The organism is Sinomonas mesophila, assembly GCF_001999765.1.
In the GTDB taxonomy this organism is placed as follows: domain Bacteria; phylum Actinomycetota; class Actinomycetes; order Actinomycetales; family Micrococcaceae; genus Sinomonas; species Sinomonas mesophila.
Window position 1 is genome coordinate 1 of sequence record NZ_MTIC01000028.1, and the last position, 21223, is coordinate 21223.

Genomic DNA, 21223 nt, shown 5'->3' on the forward strand with positions numbered 1-21223 from the left:
TCCGCAGAATCCGTGGCGCCGCCGCCCTTCGGGTGGACGGGCCCGGGCGGGTGCAAGCGAACAAGTTCGCCAGCCGGAAAAACGAAGGGGGCGGGGGAGCGCGGCTGGTCACCACAGCCTCCCAGCCCACCAACCGCAAGGAGAACACCGTGAAGAAGACCCTCACGATCGACGGCCCCGCCTCGATGCTCGCCCACATCGACCACTCGTTCGGCCGCACCCCACAGGACAGCGTCGTCGTCATCACCATCGGCCGCACCGGCCACCTCGGCGCCGGGCTCCGCATGCTCCTGACCGAGGACCAGGACCCCGACAGGACCGCCGCCCGCATCATGCACCTCGCCACGAGCGCCACCACGGAATCGATCTTCGTCGCCGTCTACACCGAGGACCCCAAAACCGCGGCCGTCATCGGCGAGCACGTGCACGAGCGCGCGGCCTGCCTCGGCCTCGACGTCTTCGCCAGCGTCCACGTCACCACGGCCGGCTGGCAGCGCCTAGACCGCCCCGGCCAGTCCGGCACCGCCCAAGAGGTCCAGGACAGCGTCATCAGCGCCGAGATGATCGCCCGTGGGTCCGTCGTCCTCGACGCTGCCCCCGCCGACGTGCCATTCACCGGCGCCCCCGACGCCGCCGAGCGGATCGCCGCCGTCGCCCCGAAGCGCCCGGCGGCCGCGGTCGCGTGGTGGCACGCCCTGATCAACGCCGACCAGCCGATCATCGCCGCCGACGCCTACCAGCTCGCCGCCGCCCTCTCCCGGCCCAGCGAGCTGCGCGACCGCCTGATCGCGGCGACCATCGGCACCGGACGCGAGCCCTCCAGCTCACTCGGAACCCTCCTCCTCGGCAAAGCCGGCACCAATCCCGACTGGCACCGGGCCGAGAAGGCCGCGGCCAGGCTCACCGAAGCCCTCGCCCACACCCCCGCAGGGCACCGGGCAGGCATCCTCGCCGCCCTCGGCTGGCTCGCCTGGCTCAAGGGCCACGGCACCGCAGCAGACGCATGGATCACCCGGGCCCGCGAGGACAACTCCCGCTACCGCCTCGCGAACCTCCTCGGGCAGCTCATCCACCGCGAGCTCGCACCGGTCGCGATGAACCCCGACACCGCCTACCAGCGGCACCGCCCCTGACCCCGGCACCGCGGCCGCCCCACCCCGCCTGGGGCGGCCGTCCTCAGCCCGTTCATGGCTCGACCGAGAGAAAATCACCTCATGGACGAGGCATCTAGTGTCCAGCTGCTGGCCAGCGGGACGGATCCTGAGCTCACCGCCCTCGAATCGATGGCATCCCAACTGGACGGTTTCGACGATACGACGAGGCACCGGATACTTCTGTGGCTGGTCGATCGCTACCACGTCACCATTCCAATACAACTGGAACTGGAAAAGTGCCGCAGGGGGTCCAAGAGCTGGGAACGCATGGCCAGGGCACTGGCAGAACGATTGGAATACTCGATCTAGCGAGCAGAGGCCGTCCTGCTCCGGAAAGGGGGCCCGGCTCAGCACGGCTTCCCTGCGCCTATCCGGCCAGACGGCCGCTAGCCTAGAACCCATGCACCCCCCCGACGAGCAGGAGAGCACCTTCGAGCAGGCCCTCGAGCGCGAGCTCGCCCTGGCCGACCTCTTCGAACAGCCCAGCCTCGGCCCCCTCGACATCGCCCAGGCAGTCGAGCACGAGGCCGACGAAGAGGCCCAGGACTAGACTCACGTCACCAGCGCCGGCCCCGAGCGCAGCGCCGGAGCCGGCGGCAGCTCCAATTCAATAGACTTCCCAGATTTCCCTGCGGTTGGGGAAAACCCTGCGGGGCGGCAGAACGGGGCGGATTCAACGGATCGTTGCAACACGATCTGGCTGACACACCCCGAGATTAGTCCGTTCCCCCGCCTGATGGCAGGCTCCTTGTGGTGGGGAGCCTGCCATCGCTTCACCTGGACCTCACGCCGCAACTACAAGGGCTCGTGCTTTGGCGATATCAGTGCTTGGGCCCGTAGCCGAAGTCGCGCAGAGTAAGGAGCTCCCCGCCGAGCGAGACTCGCACCTGCTCGGGGGACGTAGGCGCCGGCCACGTGGCCTCAACGAGAACTGCCTCGGCAGCGATGCGCCGGAGACGGTCCTTCTCCTCCTCGCTCCCGAACTCGAAATCAGGAATCCGTCTCTTCTCTCCCAGCTTGCTCCAGCCGAAGCTGTAGAAGTAGACGATCGCACGCTCCTCTCCATTCTCGCTGTACTGCTCGGAATATGTGTCGAAGGGGACGTACTTGTCCCCAGCCTGGAGAACGTGTCCCCAGCGGCTGCCGTAGTTGTAGGCGCCGAGCCCATAGAGGCGGCAGTCCCGGTCGCGGTCCTCGACAACGTGACGGAATGTCTCACCGTTCAGCGGCAAAACCCGGGGCTCTTGAAGATAAATGTCCTTGAACATCAACGCTCCCAACGAGGTGCCGCGTTCGGTTCCCTACGCCTGTCTGGGACGAGCAGTTCGCCGTTGCGCCTCACGTTTGCTCCTCGTCGACCCGAAGATTCTCTACGTTCACGTAGTAGACCCGGCGCGCTAAGTCGGCCGGACTATTGAACTCGTACTGCTCCTGGACCACGAGAAGCTCAAGAGCGGCGACTCGATCAAGCACTTCTGGCTCGTCGGACCAGTGGCCACTCCAAACCTGGATCTGGCCTTCCTGGAGAAGAGAGATCAATGCAGAGGAGACCTCCGTGAGCACGGATTCAGGGTCAACCAGTTGCTGGACCCTGACCGTTGCTGCGATCTCCGGCAGCGGAATCAGATCCTCAAGACCCAATGCGAGGATTGTTTCCTGGAGGGGCGTACGGGTGTTCACGACATTCCCAAGGGGACGTAGGGGTCATTCGGCGGGCCGCCGAAGTACTTGAGGCGTGAAGACGCGAAGGTCATGCTCGCGACGATACTTCAGTGACTCTGTCGACACACGACCGCAGCCTTGACGTCGTTTCCGGTTCGGCTGAGATCGAAGTATCTTCGCCGTCGCCCCTCAACTACGGTTTCAAGGTCCGCCGTGACCCTTCAGAGCTTGACAGGTTCTTCATAACCCGAAGAATGATCCGCTGATGGCAGCTAGCTTTTCCAGCCGCTGAGCGGGGGTGTCCCAGCCGAGCGTCTTGCGTGGCCTGAAGTTGAGTTGGTGGGCGACACGCTGGAGTTCCTCGAGGCCGTGGACGGAGAGATCCGTGCTCTTGGGGAAGTACTGGCGCAGGAGCCCGTTCATGTTCTCGTTCGACCCGCGCTGCCATGGCGATGCCCGCTCGCAGAAGTACACGGGCATCCCTGTCTTCGAGGTGAACGAGTCATGCCCTGCCATTTCGGCACCTTGGTCCCACGTCAGGGACCCACGCAGGTTTGAAGGAGCGTTATCGAATGCCGCGACGAGTGCGTTGCAGACCTCCTCTGAGGAGTGCCCATCGGGCAGGTGCAGCAAAATAAGAAAGCGGGTTGTCCTCTCGATCAGGGTTCCTATGGCCGATCGGTTCCCACATCCTTTGATGAGGTCCCCCTCCCAATGGCCAGGCACTTGGCGGTCTTCGATGACGGCGGGCCGGTCCTGGATCATGACCATCGGGGCGGAGAACCGCGGGCGCCGCTCCTGGGGGTTCCGCCGGCGTCGGCGGCGTATCCTTCCGGTCCTCAATAGGGGCACAGAATCGCGCCTGAGTCCCGAGCCGTCGCTGCGGTAGACCGACTTGTAGATCGTCTCCGGGCTCACCCGCATCTCGGGCTCGTCGGGGAAGTCCATCTCGAGCGTCGCGTGGATCTGCTCCGGCGACAGGCGCAGATCCAGCTTCGCCTGGACGTGCCTGCGGAGCTTCCCACACCGGGCGAGCTTGAATTCCTTTGGGCGCGGACGCCGCAGGGCTGCCTTGCGGTGCGCCGCGTAGGGCTCGTACCCGCGCACCGGATCACTGTTGCGGGCGATTTCCCGACTCACTGTCGACGGCGACCGTTTCAGCACAGCCGCGATCGCGCGGACCGATGAACCGGCCGCGCGCAGGTCGCGGATCGTCTCGCGCTCTTCCAGAGAGAGGAATCTGGCGTCGATCTCCTTCTCGAGGATGAAGAGCCCCATCCCGGCCGTGTTGTCCATGGCTTGGTTGTAGCCGCCCACGACCCGCCCGTCGGGGTAGACGCGCCGCCCGTGAGACTTCCGCACGCCGGCGTCCCAGTCCAAAGCCGTGTTGCGATGGACACCCACGGCCGCAGCAGCTTCCCGCCGCGTCATTCCCGAAGCCCTCAGCTCCAAGTACTCCGCCCGGCGGCCCGGCGGCAGTGGGGGACGCGCGCGAGCCAGGCCAGCGGACCGGACCCAGCCATTCGCGGCACTGGGCGAAACACCGAAATGACGCGCCGCATGGGCGACCTTGACGCCTGCACGGACAGCATCGAGGAACTGCGACTTCACCTCCAAGGAGTACTTCCGCCGCCCGTCACGGGCTGACTCACGCTCGCACGCCGGCCCAGCCGCCTTGGCCCACCGGTAGCAGACGCTCCTAGAAATCCCCACGAGCTCAGAGGCGGCCAAGGCATTGCCCGCCTCCTCCAATGCGGCGAAGAACCTCGCACGGTCCTCCGCCGTATACCTCTGATACCTACGGTTCCCGGACCCAGTAGCCATGGTCGTCGCACTCCAAAATCCCTTGAATGTTGCAACGACTGTTGGAACCCGCCCGGTTGTGGTGGCCGGCCGCCCCGCATTCTTTATCCCGGGGCATTCTGTAATTCCCGAATTCCGGGAATTCGTCTCCAATGAAGTGGCCTCGTGCCCCAGTCCCTCAGAAGGCCCCCGGACGAAAGACAGAAGAGCAGGCTTGGGACAGGCGCGTGCAAAGTCGGATCCCCCTTAGGGCGTCGAGCTTCCTCACGGACGGGCGGGGTAGAGCGGATGGGGCTTTATTCCGCGGACTCACGCGGTTGTGGCTATTCGCCGGCTGCTGACGGTCCCACCTGTGAATTTGACTCGCTTGGTCCAAAAAAGCTTTGAAAATTGCCAGAGAAATAGGGTGGAAACCCTTCCGATAAACCGTGGCATAAACTAGAATTGAAGCATCAAAAGGCGACGGCAATTAGGTCCCTCAGACGAACGAAACCAGAGTGATACGAAACGAAGGACTGAGACCCATGAACACCGAGACTCCCGCCCAGGTCACCGTCTATAGCAAGCCGGCCTGCGTCCAGTGCACCGCGACGAAGCGCGCGCTCGACAGCAAGGGCATCGCCTACACCGAGGTCGACGTCACCCAGAGCCCCAGCGCCCTGGAGTACATCAGCGACGAGCTCGGCTACTCCCAGGCGCCCGTCGTCGTCGTCGACGACCACAACCACTGGTCCGGCTTCCGCCCCGACCTCATTGACCGGCTCGCCGCCACGGCCGCCTGAGACCGGCCCGGATCGGAAGGAGCCCCCACGATGGACAGCTACATCGACGCCGACGGCGACCCGCCTACGAGGACGGCGACCCGCCTACGAGGCTTACTACAAGGGGAGTGCGGAGCACACCGGGGCCGTCATCGGCCGGCCCGACCTCGCCGAGGGCATCGCGGCCCTGGGCCTCTGGCGCCTCGACCGCAGCCGGTTCTCACCCGACCTCATCCGCACGATCGGAATCCATCCACGCCCTGCAGGACGACGAGCCCCGGGAACACATAGATGCCGTGTGGTGGCAGGCCCAGCAGGCCGCCGACAACGCCCTCGGCACCGTGCCCTCCGGGCCCGCCCCGGTCTTCCCCTTCTTCAACCGAGCCCTCACCGCCCGGATCGCAGCCCCGCCGCCGCGGCCCCGCCTAAGGAGCACGCCGACATGTCCGAGTACACAAAGGACCTCGACGCAGCCTGGCTCGCCGGCCAGCCCATATCCCTCCCTGCCGCCGAGGCACCCTACATCAACCACCCCGAGGTCCACGCGCTGAACCAGACGCTCGAGCAGCTGCGCGCCACCCGCTACTGGACCCACCTCGAGCCGGACGTCGCGACCGCCTGCCGAAAGGCCGTCGCGGCGATCGCCGACGAGATCCGGCACCACACCGACATCCACGAACTCGACCCCACCCCAGAAGCAGACCAGAACCCGACCACACCGAAGGAGACCGCCATCATGGCCGCAGGAGAGACCACCATCACCGTCATCGGCAACCTCACCAACGACCCCGAGCTCCGCTTCACCCCGTCGGGCTCCGCCGTCGCCAACTTCACCGTGGCCTCCACGCCGCGCACCTTCGACCGCCAGTCCAACGAGTGGAAGGACGGCGAGACCCTGTTTCTGCGCGCCTCCATCTGGCGCGAGGCCGCCGAGAACGTCGCCGAATCCCTGACCAAGGGCATGCGCGTCATCGTCTCCGGCCGGCTCAAGAGCCGCAGCTACGAGACCAAGGAAGGCGAGAAGCGCACCGTCATCGAGCTCGAGGCAGACGAGGTCGCTCCGAGCCTGAAGTTCGCCACGGCGAAAGTCAGCCGCAACAACCGCGGCGCCGGCCAGGGACCGGACCAGCAGCTCGCCCAGCACCGTCCCCAGCAGGAAGACCCCTGGGGCGCACACCAAGACCCCTTCGGCAACCAGGGCGTCGACGCCGAGCCCCCCTTCTGACCTGCAGGAGCGGCCCCGGAGGATGGCGCTCGTTCCGTCCTACGGGTAACCTCGGAAACGGGAAACATCGTTACTACTGTTACCACGCGAGGGAGACGCCGATGACCGAACAGGCTACCGCCGAGCAGAAGGCAGCCGAGGCTGCCGAGGCCCTAGGCTCCGAGGGGGCCGCCGTTACCGCCCGCGCCGTGCGCGCCCGCTCCGGGGTGCGCATGGCCGTCGCCGTCGAGGCCGCCCGCGCCTGGAACGAGGCCGAGGCGAAGGCCGCCGTGGTGCCGGACCCGCCGGCCGCCGTCGAGGCCCGATTCGCCGCCCTGTGGCGCGAGGCCGTGATCGCGGCCCGGGCCGAGCACTCGGAGGCCAAGGCCGGCTGGCAGGCCAAGCTCGACGAGCTCGACGCCGAACGGCGCACCCTGGCCGACGAGGTCGAACAGCTCGAGGGCGAGCGGGACGAAGCCCGCAGAGAACGCGACGAGGCCGGCACGGAAGCAGACCGCCTGCGCGAGCAGGCCGCGTCGGCCGCGGCCGCCGCAGCGGAGACCCTGGCCGAGCAGCGCTCCCGCGCAGACCGGGCCGAAGCCCGAGCCGAGGCCGTCGAGCGCGAACGCGACCGCCTCATCGAGGAGCGCCAGGCACTCCTGAACGAGCGCGACGAACTGCGCGACCGGATCCGCAAGCAGAAAGACTGACCGGAGCGGGGGGCCAGCGACCCATCCTGCGATGGACCTCAGCGCTCCATTGCGCCAGATTGTCGGTGGAGTGAGTGACCATGACAGGTACGGGCCGGGGCCCGACCTGCCCCCGGCGAGGAGGAGAGCGACTGCCATGAGCGGCACGGAGGCGAACTACGTGGAAGCCCTCGCCCTGGCCTGGGCAAGGACCGACCCCTGGGAGCAGTGGATCAACTCCGCCCTCAAGGGCCAGCGCACCCCGCTGGAGGAGACCGTCCGCGAATACCTGGGCAGCCACAACCCGTTCCCCGACGACGCCGATGTCGAGGTCCAGCGACGCGACGGCACCGGCTGGGACCATGCCGTCATCGTGGAGCGGGTCGGAGTGGATGAGTGGACCGTGGAGTACGACGACGGCGAGCAGGTCTGGCGCGACCACCACGAACTGCGACGGGCACACGACAAGCCAGTGCACCAGAAATAGGAAGAACACGGGGGAACCAATGAGCAGCACGACACCCGTCGAGACCAGCAAGAAGCACTTCCTGGTGCTGAGCGAAATGGCGGCCCAGCTGGAGGCGATCCTGAACCGCGCGGCATAGTGTTCGTGGGGGGTTCCTGCACCCGGGATCCGTTCGGCACTATCCTCTGCGAGGCGTGGAAGGTGGATAACCTGGCCTGCGACACGATCATGGCTGCGTTCATGTCTCAGATGACGAGCGAGTGCGAGCGCGCGCAGATCCAGCCGCCCAGCCTCGCTGAAGTGCTCGAATCGCTGCCGCTTGCGATCAACAGCGCCGGTTACCCCGACGTGGACCTCGACGGCATGATCAGGCAGATGCGTCGTGCCGTGCCAGACATGCTCTAGAGAGCACCCGCTAAGGAAGGCACCGTTCCTACCCGGTCGTGCAGTCACGGGTTCGAGTTCCGTGTCTCCAAGCCTTGGGTGCAGGCAATAGTCTGGCGGGCTCCTGCGTGGCGGGGGCCCGCCTTCCTCGTACGAGCCGCCACCCCGATTAGTGGGATTAGTACCTTTAGTGGGATTAGCCCTTCCCGGGGGACAATGCGCTGCCAGATCCCGGCGGACATGAACCCAGGGCGCGGAGGGCCTGCCTCCCGTCGGCCGGCTTGTATGCTGCGCGAAGCAGACCTCAAATCGAATTTGATCCTTATATTCAAATTCTGTTAGAGTGCGGGAAGGGTAGGAAGCGCCGACAGGAGCAGGGATGAGCATCAAGAACGCAAGCGCCATCAATGGGAGCGAAGCGGCGGCTCGCCCCCGCTTCTTGACTATCGCGCAGGTCGCCGACGAGCTGAGCGTCAACGAGCACCTCGTGCGTGGGCTCATCAAGAACCTCGAGCTGCGGGCGTTCCAGGTCGGAGGCCGAGGGCAGTGGCGCATTGGTCGTGACGACCTGGAGGCGTACATCGCCACAGCGTACGAGCGGGCCGCCCAGCAGATCGCCGCCGAGCCCCCGTCGGAGGGCGAGGTGGAGTAGCTCCTCCCAGGCACCGCGGGAACGACGAAGACAAGCACGGGAGGCCCCCCCGGAGGGGCCTTCCGTCGGCACGAAAGCGAGACGCAGAAATGCCCACCCTCGAAGCCAAGGCCTACAAGGAAGGCAAGTGGTGGATGGTCAGCATCCCCGAGCTCGGCGCCCTCGGCCAGGCGCGCGGGATCGCCAGCGTTCCCGCTGTCGCGGCCGACCTGGGGGCGATCGTCCTCAACGTCCCCGTCGACGCCGTGAACGTGAACATCACCTACGCCCTACCCGAGACCGCTGAGGAGGCCGGCAAGGACTGGGAGGAGGCCAAGGCCCAACTTCGCGCGGCGGAAGCCAACGTCTCCGACAAGCTCCGCAACTATGTGAGCATCCTCAAGGAAAATGGCTACTCCCTCAAGGACACCGCCGCGATCACGGGCTACACCTTCCAGCGCATCAGTCAGATCCTGAACCAAGTTGGGTAGGCCGGTGAAATTCCGAAGGCCCTGCCAACTTGCGGTAGGGCCTTCTAACCAGCGGCCGAAGCCAACTGGGGGGTATGCCCCAAACTACCCCCATGCCGCCGCACACATCGCCAACGCTCCAATGCACAGCCCACTGCGCTGCCTGACGTCCCCGTGGGGCTGAGGGCGCAGACCGGAAACGCAAGCAGATAGTGCGGTACGGGCTCATCCAGATCAAAAGTCGCAGAGTGTTCCCACTCCTATGGAGTCCCTGCCTGGGTGTGCTTAGGCCGGAGCGTCTGTTGGTTGCGTCGCTTCTAGCCGCTCGACGTCGGCGACCAACTCGAGCACCGATTGATAGCGGTTGGCTGTGTTGAGGTCGGCGCATTTCTGGACGATACGACTCATCTCGTCGCCATCCGCCTTCAACGACTCCCGGCCTGTGAAGATATAGGACAGCACGGAGCCGATTGAATACATTTCATTCACTGCGCTATATGTCTTGAAATCATGAAGAAGCGGATCGCGGATTGTCCCACGCATCTCAGTGTGAGTGCGGGTGAAGTCTGAAGATTTCTCCTTGACCAGCCCGAAGTCCGATAGCTTGACAAGCACCGCGCCCATCCCGAATACCTTCACCAGCACATTCTGCAGGCTGATATCCCGGTGGAGCAGGCCCTCCTGATGAATGTAGTTTATTCCATAGAGAAACTGGAGAGCAATGCGCTTTCGAGACGAGAATGAGAGCCTATTGTTCCGCGTGGCAATATAAGTCCTCAACGTCTCGTCGCAGAACTCCATGCGGTACTCATTCCTCCCTTCGTCGTACTTGTACACCTCGACGATGTAGGGGAAGCTGAGCCGCTTCATCACGTCGAACTCTTGTTTGAAGCGGGCCAAGTCACGCTCCCCGATTCCTCGTTTGGCTCGCTTCACCGCGAACTTCTTGCCATAGTCTGGGTCTACATATGAGAAGACAATGGCGTAGGATCCTTCTCCAATCGTCTTCAATTTGACCGCCGAGTCTTGCTTTTTCAATTTAATGGTGTCAGCAGCTCGGTTGAAGATGGGTTCGTATTTCACGATTTCGATCTGCTCGAAGTCGTAGGGAATCGTGCTGCCGCCGGATTGTGATAGCCACGGCTCACACCGCTCGATGGCTTCCTGGTACCTCTCATCCAAGGCCACGTCGATCCCGGCTCGTTTGAGGCTGTGGCGGTCTTCATTTAGTTCGTCGATGAGGGCGATGAGATCACGGCTATTGTCTGCCCAGTAATGGCGAGTGGTCTTTGCGCGACCGTTGATTGCCTCGAAGTGCGCGTTGAGCTTCTTGTGAAGGACGGCGAACATGTGACCAAGCTCTTGGTCGTCGGTATAGAGTCGGGAGAAAGCCGGCGAAGGTGCCTGGGCCTCGTATTTCTCCTTCAAGTCATGCAGCATCAAGTCGGCCGGGTTGCGCCCCCAATTCACGACCATTCCGTACCCCCTCCTAGCACCCCCGTCGCCTTGTCTCTGCGACTAATAGTTGAGTGTTCGCAGGGGTTGGTTCATGGGGACCGATGCCTAAAGCGTACTTGCGCCGGCGGCTATGCTCGCCCAGTTTCATGGATCTGTGTGTTCGTGGCGGCCGTTGAGGCAGTTCAGCGTCCCCATCTATGGCTCTAGCCTGGCGATACTGGTGTGCGCCAGCCCGGCCCTGGCACGTTGTGCCGAATATGATCGGTTGTGAACCATCCGAGCTGGCGGGGGCCTGTGCTCCCAGCTTTGCCCTCCGGGCGGCCCGCCAGATCCCAGTTCCGAAATCAAGCGTGCCTCGATGGGGCAGCTCACCGTTTGTGAAAGCCCCGCAGCCAATCGTCAGGCGCAAATATATGCTGGCGCGATGGGCCTCGAATGGACAAGGGGAGGCCCTTCGCGGCCAGATTTCAGCGAGTGGGTGCCGTTCGGGCTGGCGGCTGGTTGGCCGTGGCGGGGGAGCAGTAGGCGGCCCCCGTGTAGGCAGCGGGCCCTCACTCTTCCCCCCGCCTCCTGACTCCCTTACTCCCCCGGAGAATGATCAGCAGCTGACCACCACCGCCCCTTCGCGAAGATGTGAAGCCCATCCGCGGGAGATCAGCTGCTGGACTACTTCCGAAAGCCTCCCTTGGGACATCAAGGACTCGCATTCGATACAGAACCGAGCGGAGGATCCAGTGGCACCTCCCCCGCTGGGCGTGCACCTGAGCTCGGGAGGAACACCTCTCTCTACCCGGACGCAGAACCGGACGGCCGTTCCTAACTTCTCACAGCGAACTTCGGCGAGGACGTATGAGGGCTGCATGTCAAAGACACCTTTCTGACGGTCCGCTCTGCCCGGCTGCCGGTTGATAATCCAGGCAGGCGCCGGACAGACGGAAGCTATCAGGCCCCACCGACAATCCTTCGAGGGAGCTCGAGACAAGCAAGGCGGCAGTCAATCCCTCCACGTGCTTGTCACTTTCGCCGCAACATCCCATTTGCGGCACATAGAATAAGCGACGGGCTGAGTGACAATATTCGGGACGGATAATGCGAGTGGGTGGGCTGTCACTCAATCGGCCGTATAAGTGACGGGAGGACCACATGCTCGTCGGATATGTCCGGGTGTCGAAGGCCGACGGCTCGCAGACCACCGACCTGCAGCGTGACGCGCTCCTGGGCGCCGGAGTCGACCGCGAGGCCGTGTACGAGGACCGCGCCTCGGGCAAACGCGACGACAGGCCCGAGCTCGCAGCCTGCCTGAAGGCCCTCCGGCATGGGGACACGCTCGTGGTGTGGAAGCTGGACCGGCTCGGCAGGGATTTGCGGCACCTGGTGAACATCGTCCACGACCTCACCGAGCGCGGCATCGGCCTGAAGGTCCTCACCGGACAGGGCGCCGCGATCGATACCACCACCGCCTCCGGCAAGCTCGTCTTCGGGATCTTCGCCGCCCTGGCCGAGTTCGAGCGCGAGCTCATCAGGGAACGCACCATCGCGGGCCTGGCCTCCGCCCGCGCCCGTGGCCGCACCGGCGGCCGGCCCTACAAGATGACCCCCGCCAAGCTCCGTCTCGCCATGGCCTCCATGGGAAAGCCCGAGACCAGCGTGGGCGACCTTTGTAACGAACTCGGCATCACACGCCAGACCCTCTACCGGCATGTCTCGCCAGTCGGGGAGCTGCGTCCAGATGGGGCGAAGCTGCTCTCCAAACGAAGGTAGCTTTCACAGGCGCCTAGAGCCGCATGCAGCGAAGAGGGGGTGGCGGCTTGTCGAGTCGCCACTCCCTCCTGCCGTCCGCTGGTCGCCTCGCAACCGGGCTCGGGCCGGTGCCCGATGGGGGACGGGCGCCGACAACTCCAGGTCTGGGTCCGGAGAATCCAGAGGCACCGGGGAGGTGCAGCCTGCGGTACGTGAAGCCTACGGCCTCTGCCGGTGCGGGACACGAGTGGCGAGTACTCCATCAGCACATCGGGAAACGTCCGCGGCTACTCGGAAGACAGTCCCCCTCTGATCTGTCGATCCACACATCAGTCGGCGTCGCGGGGTCAGGATGTTCGAGGAAGCGCGTCCGGGCCTGGTTCGGCCGCCCGCTCGGCTTCGCCGTGACCCCCAAGACCCGCCAGAGCGGCCCGAACCCGGTCCGGCTCCTGGGCGCGCAGGCCGTCGCCGCGGCCCTGCTCGTCCTCGCCTGCCTCCTGGGGCTCCTCCGGTGGTACCTCGGGGTTGGCGAGGGGCTCGGCACCCTCGTGAACGTCTTCTGGGCCGTCTGCGACCTCGTCGCCCTCAGCGTCCTGGTCGGGGCCGCACGGTACCGGGGCTCCGACGACGCCACACCGGCCTCGGAGCCGGCGGCCAGGGTCAGCCAGGAGGCGGGAAAGCCCCCGCTGATGCCCCCTGCACCCCCTCGTGGGGCGCCCGTCCCTCCCCCCAGCGGAGGGACCGGCCGACGCCCGGGGTCCTCAGGCCGTCATGGGCCGATGGACCGCGACCACACTGACATCGTCCTCGGGCGCGCCGCCGGTGGCCAGCGTCCTGATCGCCTCGACCACCGAATGCGGCTCGCGTTCCCGTCCCATGACATCCGCGATGCTCGTCAGGGCCTCCTGTGTCCCGCCGCAGAGGGTCCAGCAGCCCGTAGGTGAAGGACACCAGCGTGTCCCCCGGGCGCAGCTCGGCGCGGTGGTCCTGGCGGTCGAGCTCGAGCCCGAGCGGCACCCCCCCGCGTCGACCCGCTCATGGGTCCCGGAGGCCCTGATAACCAGGTCAGCCCGTCTCATGCGGGGGACGAGCATCGTCGTCCCCGGGACGCGTTCCGCCAAAAGGGATCCTTTGCTGCGATATCAGCCATCGCCGGTGAGGAGGAGGCTGACTATGGCTCGATGAGCCCGGTGCGGATGGCGAACCTTGTGAGGTCCAGCCGGTCCCGCAATCCGAGCTTCTGCAGGACGTTGGCCCGATGGTGGTCAACGGTCTTCACGCTGATCCTGAGGATCTCGGCGATCTCCCTTGCGGAGTTCCCCTCGGCGATGAGCTTGGTGATCTGCTCCTCGCGGGGCGTGAGGATGCTGTCCGGCACCCGCTCGCCACGGCGGTCCCGCTCCAGGTAGTCGCGGATGAGCGCGGTGACCGCGCCAGGGTAGAGGAACGACTCCCCGCGCATCGCTGCCCGGCACGCCTCGATGAGGTCGCGGTCTGCGACCGACTTGAGCACATAGCCCGAGGCTCCTGCGCGGAGTGCCTCGAAGAAGTACTGCTCGTTGTCGTACATCGACAGGATGAGGATCCGCACGTCGGGGGCGCTCCGCGATATCTGCCGTGCCGCCTGGATGCCCGTCATCTGGGGCATGGCGATGTCGAGGACGGCGAGGTCGATCCCGCCCGCGGTCGCGGCCGTGACGGCCTCCGCGCCGTCGCCGGCCTCTGCCACGACCGTGAGGTCGGGTTCCGCGTCGAGGATCAGGCGGAGCCCGCGGCGAACCAGGGCGTGATCGTCGGCGAGCAGTATGCGTGTGGGATCGGCCATGGGCTCACTTCCGTCCGTCGGTCCCGGGAACGACGAGGGAGACGTCGGTCCCGCCGCTCGGCCGTGGGGCAACCGTCAGGTGGGCGCCGATGAGCAGGGCGCGTTCGCGCATCCCGCGGATCCCGGCGCCCTCGCGGATGTCACCGCCCCGCCCATCGTCGAGAATCCGCAGGATCAGCCCCGTGGCTGACGAGGCGAGCGTGACTTCGACCCGTGCCGCATGCGCGTGCCGGGCGACATTGGTGAGCGCCTCCTGCGCAATGCGGTACAGCACCAGCTCGACGTCCCCGCTCAGCGCGGGGAGCTCGTCGTCGATCTCCCACACCACCGGGATCCCGCTCGAGCGGGAGAACTCGGAGCCAAGCGACGTCAGCGCGCTTCGCAGGCCAAGGTCGGCGAGCACGCCGGGGCGCAGCCGCTGAGCCACGTGCCGGACCTCTTCGAGGCTCGCGCGGACCGCCTCTTGGGCGACGAGGCTCTCCTCGCGCAGATCGTCGGGAGACCTGTCGACGACTCGCTTGAGGCTGAGGAGGGCGACGGTGAGGCTCTGGCCGATCTGGTCGTGCAGTTCCCGGGCGATCCGTTGGCGTTCCTCCTCCTGCGCTGCCAGCGCAAGGGCGCTGCTCGCGCTGTTCTCCGCCTCCAGCCGGTCCAGCATCTCGTTGAAGGTGCGGATGAGCTGCTTGAGGTCGCCGTTGCCCGCCTCGGTCGCCCGGTCGCCGCCGCGCCGCAGCAGGCCGACTCGGCGCATCACGGCCGTCAGCGCGCCGAGGGGCGCCAGGCTGGCCCGCACGAGAGCGGCGTTCGCGGCGAGGATGAGAGCCAGCCCGATGAGCAGGACCGGCACCTCGGTGAGCAGGACGGGAGTGGACACTGTCGCCGGCGAGAGCGCCAACACGAGCGTGCCAAGGGCGAAGAGCGATCCGTTGATGATGAACAGCCGCCAGAACAGCAACTGTGCCGGTCCCCTCGGAGCGGGCAGACCGGGCCTTGTTCCGGCAGCCCGGGCTTCGGACGTGGTCCGCATCAATCTAGCCTTGCGCGGCTGCCGCCCCTTGTCCATGAGGCCTCGCCCCCATGGGCTGCGAAATCCAGGACGCACGGCACCGAGGAAATGGGTGTCAGCCCGGATAGTGCCCCTCTGCCCGCGCAAGGAAGACTGAATATACCTCGGCAACCGGACGGAAGGGAGGGCCGATGGAGATCACCCAGTCCACCGTGCCCGGCGCCGGCATCCTTCACGACTGCCTGACCCGCGCCGGTCAGCAATTCCGGATTCTCGTCGCACGATCCCACGGCCGCGAGATCACCGTCTACGACTCGGCGGAGCCAGATCGGGCTGCGGCAACGATCGTGCTCGAGGAGGACGAGGCCGATCAGGTCGCCGAGCTCCTGCACAGCCGGCCGATCACCGACCGGATCGCCGAACTCGAACGTCGCGTCGCCCAGCTCGCTGGGAGCGGGCCATGACGGTCATGGAACCGGCGCACCCGGCCACCGAGAGGAACGGGACGATGCAGGCACGCGACATCGCCACCACGGTGCCAACCGTCACGGTGCACGACTCAGTGACGCGGGCGGTCCACATGATGGCCCTCCGCCGCCTGCCGGGACTGATAGTGATCGACGACGACGGCCGCCCCTCGGTCGTGCTCCCCGGCACCCAGGTGCTCAAGCTCGCCGTGCCGTCGTCGTACCAGGAGGACCCGGCACTTGCCCGCACCATCGATGAGGCGCACGCCGACACCTTCTGGATGGAGCTGAGCGAGCTGACCGTCGGCCAGTGCCTGCCCGCCAAGGCGCCGAAGCCCGTGACTGTCCCCGCCGACGCCAGTCTGCTCGAGGTCGCCGCCCTGATGGCCCGCCTGCACAGCCCGATCGTCGCCGTCGTCGACCGGGACGGCATCCTGACCGGCGCGATCACCCTCGAGCGATTGCTGACGAGCCTGGCCATCGCGCGCCTCGACGAATAGCGCCACGGCCCCGCATCACCCGAGCCTCGCCGGTTGCACCGTGCCAGGAGGAGCCCCCGTGCGCCCGTATCCAGTCAGCAGCAGCGGACCAGCGGGGTGCCAGCCGTGAATGGCATCGTGGCCCTCGTCGTCTTCCTGACCGCCTTCGTCCTCATCGCCACCGAGAAGGCGGACAAGGTCAAGGTCGTGCTCATCGCGGCCGGAGCGATGGCCGTCCTGGGACTCATCCCGGGGGCCGAGGTCTTCCACTCGCAGCACGCCGGCATCGACTGGAACGCCATCTTCCTCCTGTTCGGGATGATGGTCATCGTCGGCATCATCAAGCAGACCGGGTTCTTCGAGTTCCTCGGGATCTGGGCCGCCAAGAAGTCGCGCGGCCGCCCCTACCGGCTGATGGTCATGCTGATGGTGATCACCGCGATCGCCTCACCCTTCCTCGACAACGTGACCACGATCATGCTCGTCGCGCCCGTGACCATCGTCGTCTGCAACCGCCTCGCAATCGCCCCGCAGCCCTACCTCATCGCCGAGATCCTCGCATCCAACATCGGCGGTGCCGCCACGCTCATCGGGGACCCGCCGAACATCATCATCGGCAGCCGTGCAGGGCTCTCGTTCAACGACTTCCTCATCCACATGACGCCGATCGTCACGATCGTGTTCGTCGGCTTCGTACTCTTCACCCGCGTGCTGTTCCGCCACTCCTTCCAGTTCAACCCCGAGAAGGTCGCCAACGTGACGACGCTCCAGGAGCGACGCGCCATCACGAACCCCGCCCTCCTCCTGCGGTGCATGATCGTGCTCGCCGGCGTGATCGCCGGGTTCTGCCTGCACGCCGTCCTGCACCTCGCGCCGTCCGTCATCGCCCTCGTCGGGGCTGGCGTGATGCTGCTGGTCTCGGGCATCGACCCCGCCGACGCGCTCCGCGAGATCGAGTGGCGCACCCTCGTCTTCTTCATGGGCCTGTTCGTCATGGTCGCCGGACTCGTGCACACGGGCGTGATCAGCGCCATCGGCATCTGGGCCATCGACGTGATCGGCGACAACTACTTCGGCGCCGCGACCGCCCTGCTGCTCGGATCGGCCGTGCTCGGGGCGTTCTTCGACAACATCCCCTACGTCGCGACGCTCGCCCCCATCGTCGAGGGCCTCGTCAGCGAGGTCCCGGACCCCAGCACCGGCCAGGCCCTGTGGTGGGCCTTCGCCCTCGGCGCCGACTTCGGCGGCAACGGCACCGCCGTCGCGGCAAGCGCCAACGTCGTCGCGATCGGCCTCGCAGCCAAGGCCGGGCACCACATCTCGTTCTGGCAGTTCACCAAGTACGGCATCATCGTCACCGTGCTCAGCACTCTCATGGCCTGGCTCTACGTCTGGCTGCGCTACTTCACGTGATCTTGACTTAAAAGGGACATCGGATCGCGCGAACGATACCCACAAAAGCTTTTGGACGCGTATACGATCTGGCCCGGTCCGCGAGGGCGAGCAGGCCGGAGCGCCTCTCGCTAATCTTGGCGGGAACGGCCGGAACGGCTCCGGACCCTCACCGCGGAGCCGGATCAGCCGTGGAGGACCGACACGGGGGACTGATGAGCTTCGAACTCAAGATCCGCGGGGACTACGCCATACTGGCTGGCCCTGCCAGGCTGAACATGGTCAGCGCACCAAAGCTTCGCACAGCGGTCGCCGAGGCGCTGCGGGCCGGGCACCGGCGTCTCGTCCTGGACCTCGTGGCGACAGAGTTCATGGACTCCACAGGCCTCGGGGCCCTGGTCGCATGCCTCAGAGAAGCCCGAGAGACCGGCGGCGACTTCCGGATCGCCAATGCCGGCACCCAGGTCCAGATGGTCTTCGAGCTAGCCGGCATGGACCGCCTCCTCAGGGCCTACCCGAGCGTGGACGCGGCCTACGGCAACCCTTGAGCAAAGCATCGTGCGGGTGCTCGAGGTGGGGTGTCGGGCGCTTCCCGGGTGCTGGAGAAGCTATAGCGTGGGGCGTGTGAGCAGGGATGCGGAACCGGTCAGCATGACTGTCTATCGGAAGCCGGACGGGACGTGGTGGGTCCGTCTCTGGGACGATTCGTTCAGGATCATGGGGGAGTGGCCGATCCGCTGGAATGGGGATGGCAGCTTCCAGCAGGAGGGCCTGAATCACGTCGTGCGATTCCTTCCCGAGGGCTACGCCTGTGCGAACTGGGAATATGCGGACGACGGGTCATACACGGCCCTTCTGTACCGGCGCTACCCAGGCTTCTGACAGTAGAAGTACCGAAGGCGGCAGGAGATCCGGCCAACCTCGCTCTTCCCACGACGGTCCGCCATCTAACCTGCGGGCTCGAAGGCGCGCTGTGTCTGACCAGGAGCCGGCGGTGTCCATCCCACGGAAACGGCTTCCAGAGGTCTCGACGGCCCGGCTGAGCAGTGAATCGGACCGGCTTCGATCCCCGGAGAGAGGATCGTGCACACAACTTCGATCACTACTGCAGCCAGGTATCTGGACTTCGTCAAGTGGGCCTGTAGTTCCTCGCTGAAATGATCATCTCGGAAGACGAACAGAAGAGCGGCCCGCCGATCACGCGGGCCGCTCTTCTGTGGACTTCCCCGGGTCTCAGCTCTCTCGACTGGCGTCGCGGGCCTGCTTCCACAGTTCCGCCTGCTCGTCGGTGAGCCAGTAGTACACGACGTTCGGGCCGTCCGGACGGGGATCCATATTGTCTGCCCAATAAGCGGTGAGCGGCCAGATCTTCGTGTCGTACCTGGCACGGATGGTGCGGCCGAGGTGAGTCCAGACCATCTTCACTTGGCTGCGAGGTCGTTCGATCTCCTTGGCGAGCTCGTCGATGTTGAGCCGGCGTTCGGGACGATCGACAAGGATGTCCAGGATCTCTCCGATGAGCGACGCGGTCTTCGATCGGTCGTTGGCGAACTGGATGAGCTTCTCGAGGGGCCAGAGAGGGACGTTGGCCTGCGCCCCTGTGGGGACCAGGCTGTCATGCTCCGCGAGATCCTGTCGTTCGGACAAGTCTGCGAGGAGCCGGTACACGGCCCCGACGTACTCGTTCGGGACCGGAACGAGCGAGAATCCTTCGTTGTCGTTCATGATGTGCCCATGCTTTCCGAGATGGTATTGGGTGTGGTGCTGAAACCACATCAAGCACTGTGGAGTACTGCAAGGTACTTCATGCAGGTTGTCCGCACCGCGAAGTAGTCCAAAGAATCACCTAGCATTCCAAAATCTGGGATGCTCAGAAATTCTCTGGCTACTATGGCTCCATGGAACCTGCGCTCAATCCCTTCGCCCCGGGCTCGGGAGTCAAGCCGCCTGCCCTTGTCGGCAGGCAGCCCGAGATCGACGCGTTCGATCTGCTGATAGCGCGTGCCAAGGCCAACGCAGCTGGAGACCGCGGCACCTTGCTGACCGGCCTACGAGGGGTGGGGAAGACGGTCCTGCTGAACGAGTTCTCGGAGCTGGCGCGCCGCAACGGCTGGCTGGTGGTCCAGTTCGAGGCCCAGCCCGGGGACGGAGGGCCCGAGGCTGTCCGGAAGAAGCTCGCCCGCGAGCTCCAACTCGGCGCCCGGCGCCTCCGGCAAACCCCCGCCTGGGATTACCTGCGGCAGAAGGGTCTGGGGAGCATCTCGAACATCTCAGTCTCCCTCGGGCTCCAGGGCCTGACCGCCGATCTGAAGTTCGCGCCAGGGCGCGCAGACTCCCTCGACCTCGATATCGATCTCGAGGAGCTCGTGGACGACGTCGCGGAGTCCATGCGGAAGGCCAGGGCAGGGTTCGCCCTGGTGATCGACGAGATGCAGGACCTCGACCCGGACCTTCTGGGGGCGCTCCTGACGGTCCAGCACTCGGCGGGCCAGCGCGGCCTTCCCTTCTACATCATCGGCGCCGGCCTTCCCTCTCTGCCGGGCCGTCTGAGCGAGAGCCGCTCCTACGCCGAGCGGCTCTTCCACTATCGACGCATCGGCCAGCTCGACCCATCGGCGGCAGCCGAGGCCCTCACCCTTCCGATCGCCCGCCTCGGCGGCGTACTCCAAGGCGAGGCCCTTGACACCGTGCTGGAGGCTGCAGGCGGGTACGCCTACTTCCTCCAGGCCTACGGGCGCACCCTCTGGGAGGCCGCCTCTGAGAAGGAGATCACGGTCGGGGACGCCCGCCTTGCCGTCGAACTGGGCACGGCGGACCTGGACCACGGGTTCTTCATCGCGCGGTGGCAGCGCGCCACCCGTGCCGAGCGGAACTACCTGCGCGCCATGAGCCAAGACGGAGAGGGGCCGACGGCCACCGCGGACCTGATCGACCGGCTGGGGAGGGACCACAGCTCGCTGACCAGCCAGCGCGCCCGCCTGATCGAGAAAGGCATCATCTTCGCCCCCGAACACGGCCACGTGCAGTTCACCGTTCCGGGCATGGGGGCCTTCATCGCCCGGCAGAAGGAGTGACGTGACAGGCGTCCCGGACCCTTCCTTGGCTAGCGTGACACGCGGAACGCCAGTCATTTGGAGGGGGCCGCGTGGCGAAGAAGGCCAAGGGAAGCATTGACGGACAGCTGAGCTTCGATCTCGAGGCACTGTGGGGAGCACCGGAGGGAGACCGTGATGAACAAGTACGGCAGGCAGGCCGAGACGATGTGGAAGCTGGCCGCCCCGGCCAGGTACGCGGAGCTGGAGGACCCGGAGGCGTTCTTCACCGGCCTGGGGGAGCAGGCCATGGAGATGGTGCTGGAGCTCGAGACGAAGATCGCCGGCCCGGACAGGCCGGGGGAGGCATACCTGGAGAAGGTCGGGAGGCTGAACGCAGCGCGGAACCAGGCCGAGGAGATAGCCCGGGCGGAGATCCTGGCCCCGCCGGAGACCGAGGAGCCCGAGACGGAGACGGACGAGGACCCGGACAATCCGCGCTCGAACCTGCTGGCGTGGCTGAGCCGGCGCGACCGCGAGATCGACGAGGAGGAGGGCAGGAGCTAGGGCGGTTCGTCCCGGCTGGCCAGGACGACCTCG

The 21223-nt window shown here is 66.0% G+C and carries 26 protein-coding genes; 19 read left to right on the forward strand and 7 right to left on the reverse strand.

Annotation, left to right across the window (positions count from 1 at the left end; genetic code table 11):
- Positions 1-149 precede the first annotated feature (149 nt).
- From BV907_RS16600 to BV907_RS19000, 3 genes are all read left to right on the forward strand, one after another.
- Positions 150-1133: a DUF4192 family protein gene (locus BV907_RS16600; RefSeq protein ID WP_077490859.1), complete on the forward strand. Its 984-nt coding sequence runs from the start codon at positions 150-152 to the stop codon at positions 1131-1133.
- Between the two features lie 81 nt (positions 1134-1214).
- On the forward strand, positions 1215-1463 hold the full coding sequence (locus BV907_RS16605) for a hypothetical protein (protein ID WP_077490860.1): 249 nt from the start codon (positions 1215-1217) through the stop codon (positions 1461-1463).
- 91 nt (positions 1464-1554) lie between these two features.
- Positions 1555-1704, forward strand: a complete 150-nt coding sequence (locus tag BV907_RS19000; RefSeq protein WP_175637505.1) for a hypothetical protein — start codon at positions 1555-1557, stop codon at positions 1702-1704.
- Positions 1705-1975: 271 nt separating this feature from the next.
- On the opposite strand, the gene BV907_RS16610 is transcribed toward BV907_RS19000, so the two are convergent.
- From BV907_RS16610 to BV907_RS16620, 3 genes are all read right to left on the reverse strand, one after another.
- Complete coding sequence (locus tag BV907_RS16610) at positions 1976-2422, reverse strand: hypothetical protein (protein ID WP_077490861.1); 447 nt, start codon at positions 2420-2422, stop codon at positions 1976-1978.
- 70 nt (positions 2423-2492) lie between these two features.
- Positions 2493-2834, reverse strand: a complete 342-nt coding sequence (locus tag BV907_RS16615) for a hypothetical protein (protein ID WP_139346843.1) — start codon at positions 2832-2834, stop codon at positions 2493-2495.
- Between the two features lie 222 nt (positions 2835-3056).
- Positions 3057-4247, reverse strand: coding sequence for an IS30 family transposase (locus BV907_RS16620; RefSeq protein ID WP_245828051.1), 1191 nt, complete (start codon positions 4245-4247; stop codon positions 3057-3059).
- An 896-nt stretch (positions 4248-5143) separates the two neighbouring features.
- Between BV907_RS16620 and nrdH the strand changes: the two genes are divergently transcribed.
- The 7 genes from nrdH (at position 5144) to BV907_RS16655 (ending at position 9245) form a co-directional block, all read left to right on the forward strand.
- The gene (gene nrdH / locus BV907_RS16625; protein ID WP_077490863.1) at positions 5144-5401 is read left to right on the forward strand and encodes a glutaredoxin-like protein NrdH; all 258 of its coding nucleotides are present in this window, start codon (positions 5144-5146) and stop codon (positions 5399-5401) included.
- Positions 5402-5822: 421 nt separating this feature from the next.
- A complete protein-coding gene (locus BV907_RS19440; protein ID WP_245828045.1) occupies positions 5823-6605 on the forward strand; it encodes a single-stranded DNA-binding protein in 783 nt (260 codons plus the stop codon).
- Between the two features lie 101 nt (positions 6606-6706).
- Positions 6707-7294: a DNA-binding protein gene (locus tag BV907_RS16635; RefSeq protein WP_077490864.1), complete on the forward strand. Its 588-nt coding sequence runs from the start codon at positions 6707-6709 to the stop codon at positions 7292-7294.
- A gap of 136 nt (positions 7295-7430) precedes the next feature.
- Positions 7431-7760 carry a tudor domain-containing protein gene (locus tag BV907_RS16640; protein WP_077490865.1) on the forward strand — a complete coding sequence of 110 codons (330 nt, stop codon included), beginning with the start codon at positions 7431-7433 and terminating at the stop codon, positions 7758-7760.
- Positions 7761-7940: 180 nt separating this feature from the next.
- The gene (locus BV907_RS16645) at positions 7941-8144 is read left to right on the forward strand and encodes a hypothetical protein (RefSeq protein ID WP_139346844.1); all 204 of its coding nucleotides are present in this window, start codon (positions 7941-7943) and stop codon (positions 8142-8144) included.
- A gap of 358 nt (positions 8145-8502) precedes the next feature.
- Positions 8503-8775: a helix-turn-helix domain-containing protein gene (locus tag BV907_RS16650; protein WP_077490867.1), complete on the forward strand. Its 273-nt coding sequence runs from the start codon at positions 8503-8505 to the stop codon at positions 8773-8775.
- A gap of 89 nt (positions 8776-8864) precedes the next feature.
- Positions 8865-9245, forward strand: a complete 381-nt coding sequence (locus tag BV907_RS16655) for a hypothetical protein (protein WP_077490868.1) — start codon at positions 8865-8867, stop codon at positions 9243-9245.
- A gap of 264 nt (positions 9246-9509) precedes the next feature.
- On the opposite strand, the gene BV907_RS16660 is transcribed toward BV907_RS16655, so the two are convergent.
- On the reverse strand, positions 9510-10700 hold the full coding sequence (locus tag BV907_RS16660; protein ID WP_077490869.1) for a protein kinase family protein: 1191 nt from the start codon (positions 10698-10700) through the stop codon (positions 9510-9512).
- A gap of 1125 nt (positions 10701-11825) precedes the next feature.
- Between BV907_RS16660 and BV907_RS16665 the strand changes: the two genes are divergently transcribed.
- Both BV907_RS16665 and BV907_RS18580 read left to right on the forward strand, forming a co-directional pair.
- Positions 11826-12443, forward strand: a complete 618-nt coding sequence (locus BV907_RS16665) for a recombinase family protein (protein WP_077490870.1) — start codon at positions 11826-11828, stop codon at positions 12441-12443.
- 383 nt (positions 12444-12826) lie between these two features.
- Positions 12827-13366 carry a hypothetical protein gene (locus BV907_RS18580; RefSeq protein ID WP_139346845.1) on the forward strand — a complete coding sequence of 180 codons (540 nt, stop codon included), beginning with the start codon at positions 12827-12829 and terminating at the stop codon, positions 13364-13366.
- Positions 13367-13593: 227 nt separating this feature from the next.
- On the opposite strand, the gene BV907_RS16675 is transcribed toward BV907_RS18580, so the two are convergent.
- Together BV907_RS16675 and BV907_RS16680 are read right to left on the reverse strand one after the other, a co-directional pair.
- On the reverse strand, positions 13594-14247 hold the full coding sequence (locus BV907_RS16675) for a response regulator (RefSeq protein ID WP_077490872.1): 654 nt from the start codon (positions 14245-14247) through the stop codon (positions 13594-13596).
- Between the two features lie 4 nt (positions 14248-14251).
- Entirely contained in the window at positions 14252-15202 is a 951-nt protein-coding gene (locus BV907_RS16680; protein WP_245828046.1) for a HAMP domain-containing sensor histidine kinase, read from the reverse strand.
- 242 nt (positions 15203-15444) lie between these two features.
- Here BV907_RS16680 and BV907_RS16685 point away from each other — a divergent pair, with 242 nt between their 5' ends.
- The 5 genes from BV907_RS16685 to BV907_RS16705 all read left to right on the forward strand — a co-directional run bounded on the left by BV907_RS16685 (position 15445) and on the right by BV907_RS16705 (position 18473).
- Positions 15445-15717: a cation:proton antiporter regulatory subunit gene (locus BV907_RS16685; RefSeq protein WP_077490874.1), complete on the forward strand. Its 273-nt coding sequence runs from the start codon at positions 15445-15447 to the stop codon at positions 15715-15717.
- A complete protein-coding gene (locus BV907_RS16690; protein ID WP_217697960.1) occupies positions 15714-16220 on the forward strand; it encodes a CBS domain-containing protein in 507 nt (168 codons plus the stop codon). The genes BV907_RS16685 and BV907_RS16690 overlap by 4 nt, the downstream gene beginning before the upstream one ends.
- A 105-nt stretch (positions 16221-16325) precedes the next feature.
- Positions 16326-17612 carry an ArsB/NhaD family transporter gene (locus tag BV907_RS16695; RefSeq protein ID WP_077490913.1) on the forward strand — a complete coding sequence of 429 codons (1287 nt, stop codon included), beginning with the start codon at positions 16326-16328 and terminating at the stop codon, positions 17610-17612.
- Positions 17613-17806: 194 nt separating this feature from the next.
- A complete protein-coding gene (locus BV907_RS16700) occupies positions 17807-18139 on the forward strand; it encodes an STAS domain-containing protein (protein ID WP_077490875.1) in 333 nt (110 codons plus the stop codon).
- Positions 18140-18215: 76 nt separating this feature from the next.
- Positions 18216-18473 carry a hypothetical protein gene (locus BV907_RS16705; protein WP_077490876.1) on the forward strand — a complete coding sequence of 86 codons (258 nt, stop codon included), beginning with the start codon at positions 18216-18218 and terminating at the stop codon, positions 18471-18473.
- A 351-nt stretch (positions 18474-18824) separates the two neighbouring features.
- On the opposite strand, the gene BV907_RS16710 is transcribed toward BV907_RS16705, so the two are convergent.
- Positions 18825-19316, reverse strand: a complete 492-nt coding sequence (locus tag BV907_RS16710) for a hypothetical protein (RefSeq protein WP_077490877.1) — start codon at positions 19314-19316, stop codon at positions 18825-18827.
- Between the two features lie 173 nt (positions 19317-19489).
- On the opposite strand from BV907_RS16710, the gene BV907_RS16715 reads away from it, so the two are divergent.
- Together BV907_RS16715 and BV907_RS19445 are read left to right on the forward strand one after the other, a co-directional pair.
- Positions 19490-20665, forward strand: coding sequence for an ATP-binding protein (locus BV907_RS16715; RefSeq protein WP_077490878.1), 1176 nt, complete (start codon positions 19490-19492; stop codon positions 20663-20665).
- Positions 20666-20821: 156 nt separating this feature from the next.
- The gene (locus BV907_RS19445; protein WP_245828047.1) at positions 20822-21190 is read left to right on the forward strand and encodes a TnpV protein; all 369 of its coding nucleotides are present in this window, start codon (positions 20822-20824) and stop codon (positions 21188-21190) included.
- Positions 21191-21223: the final 33 nt, after the last annotated feature.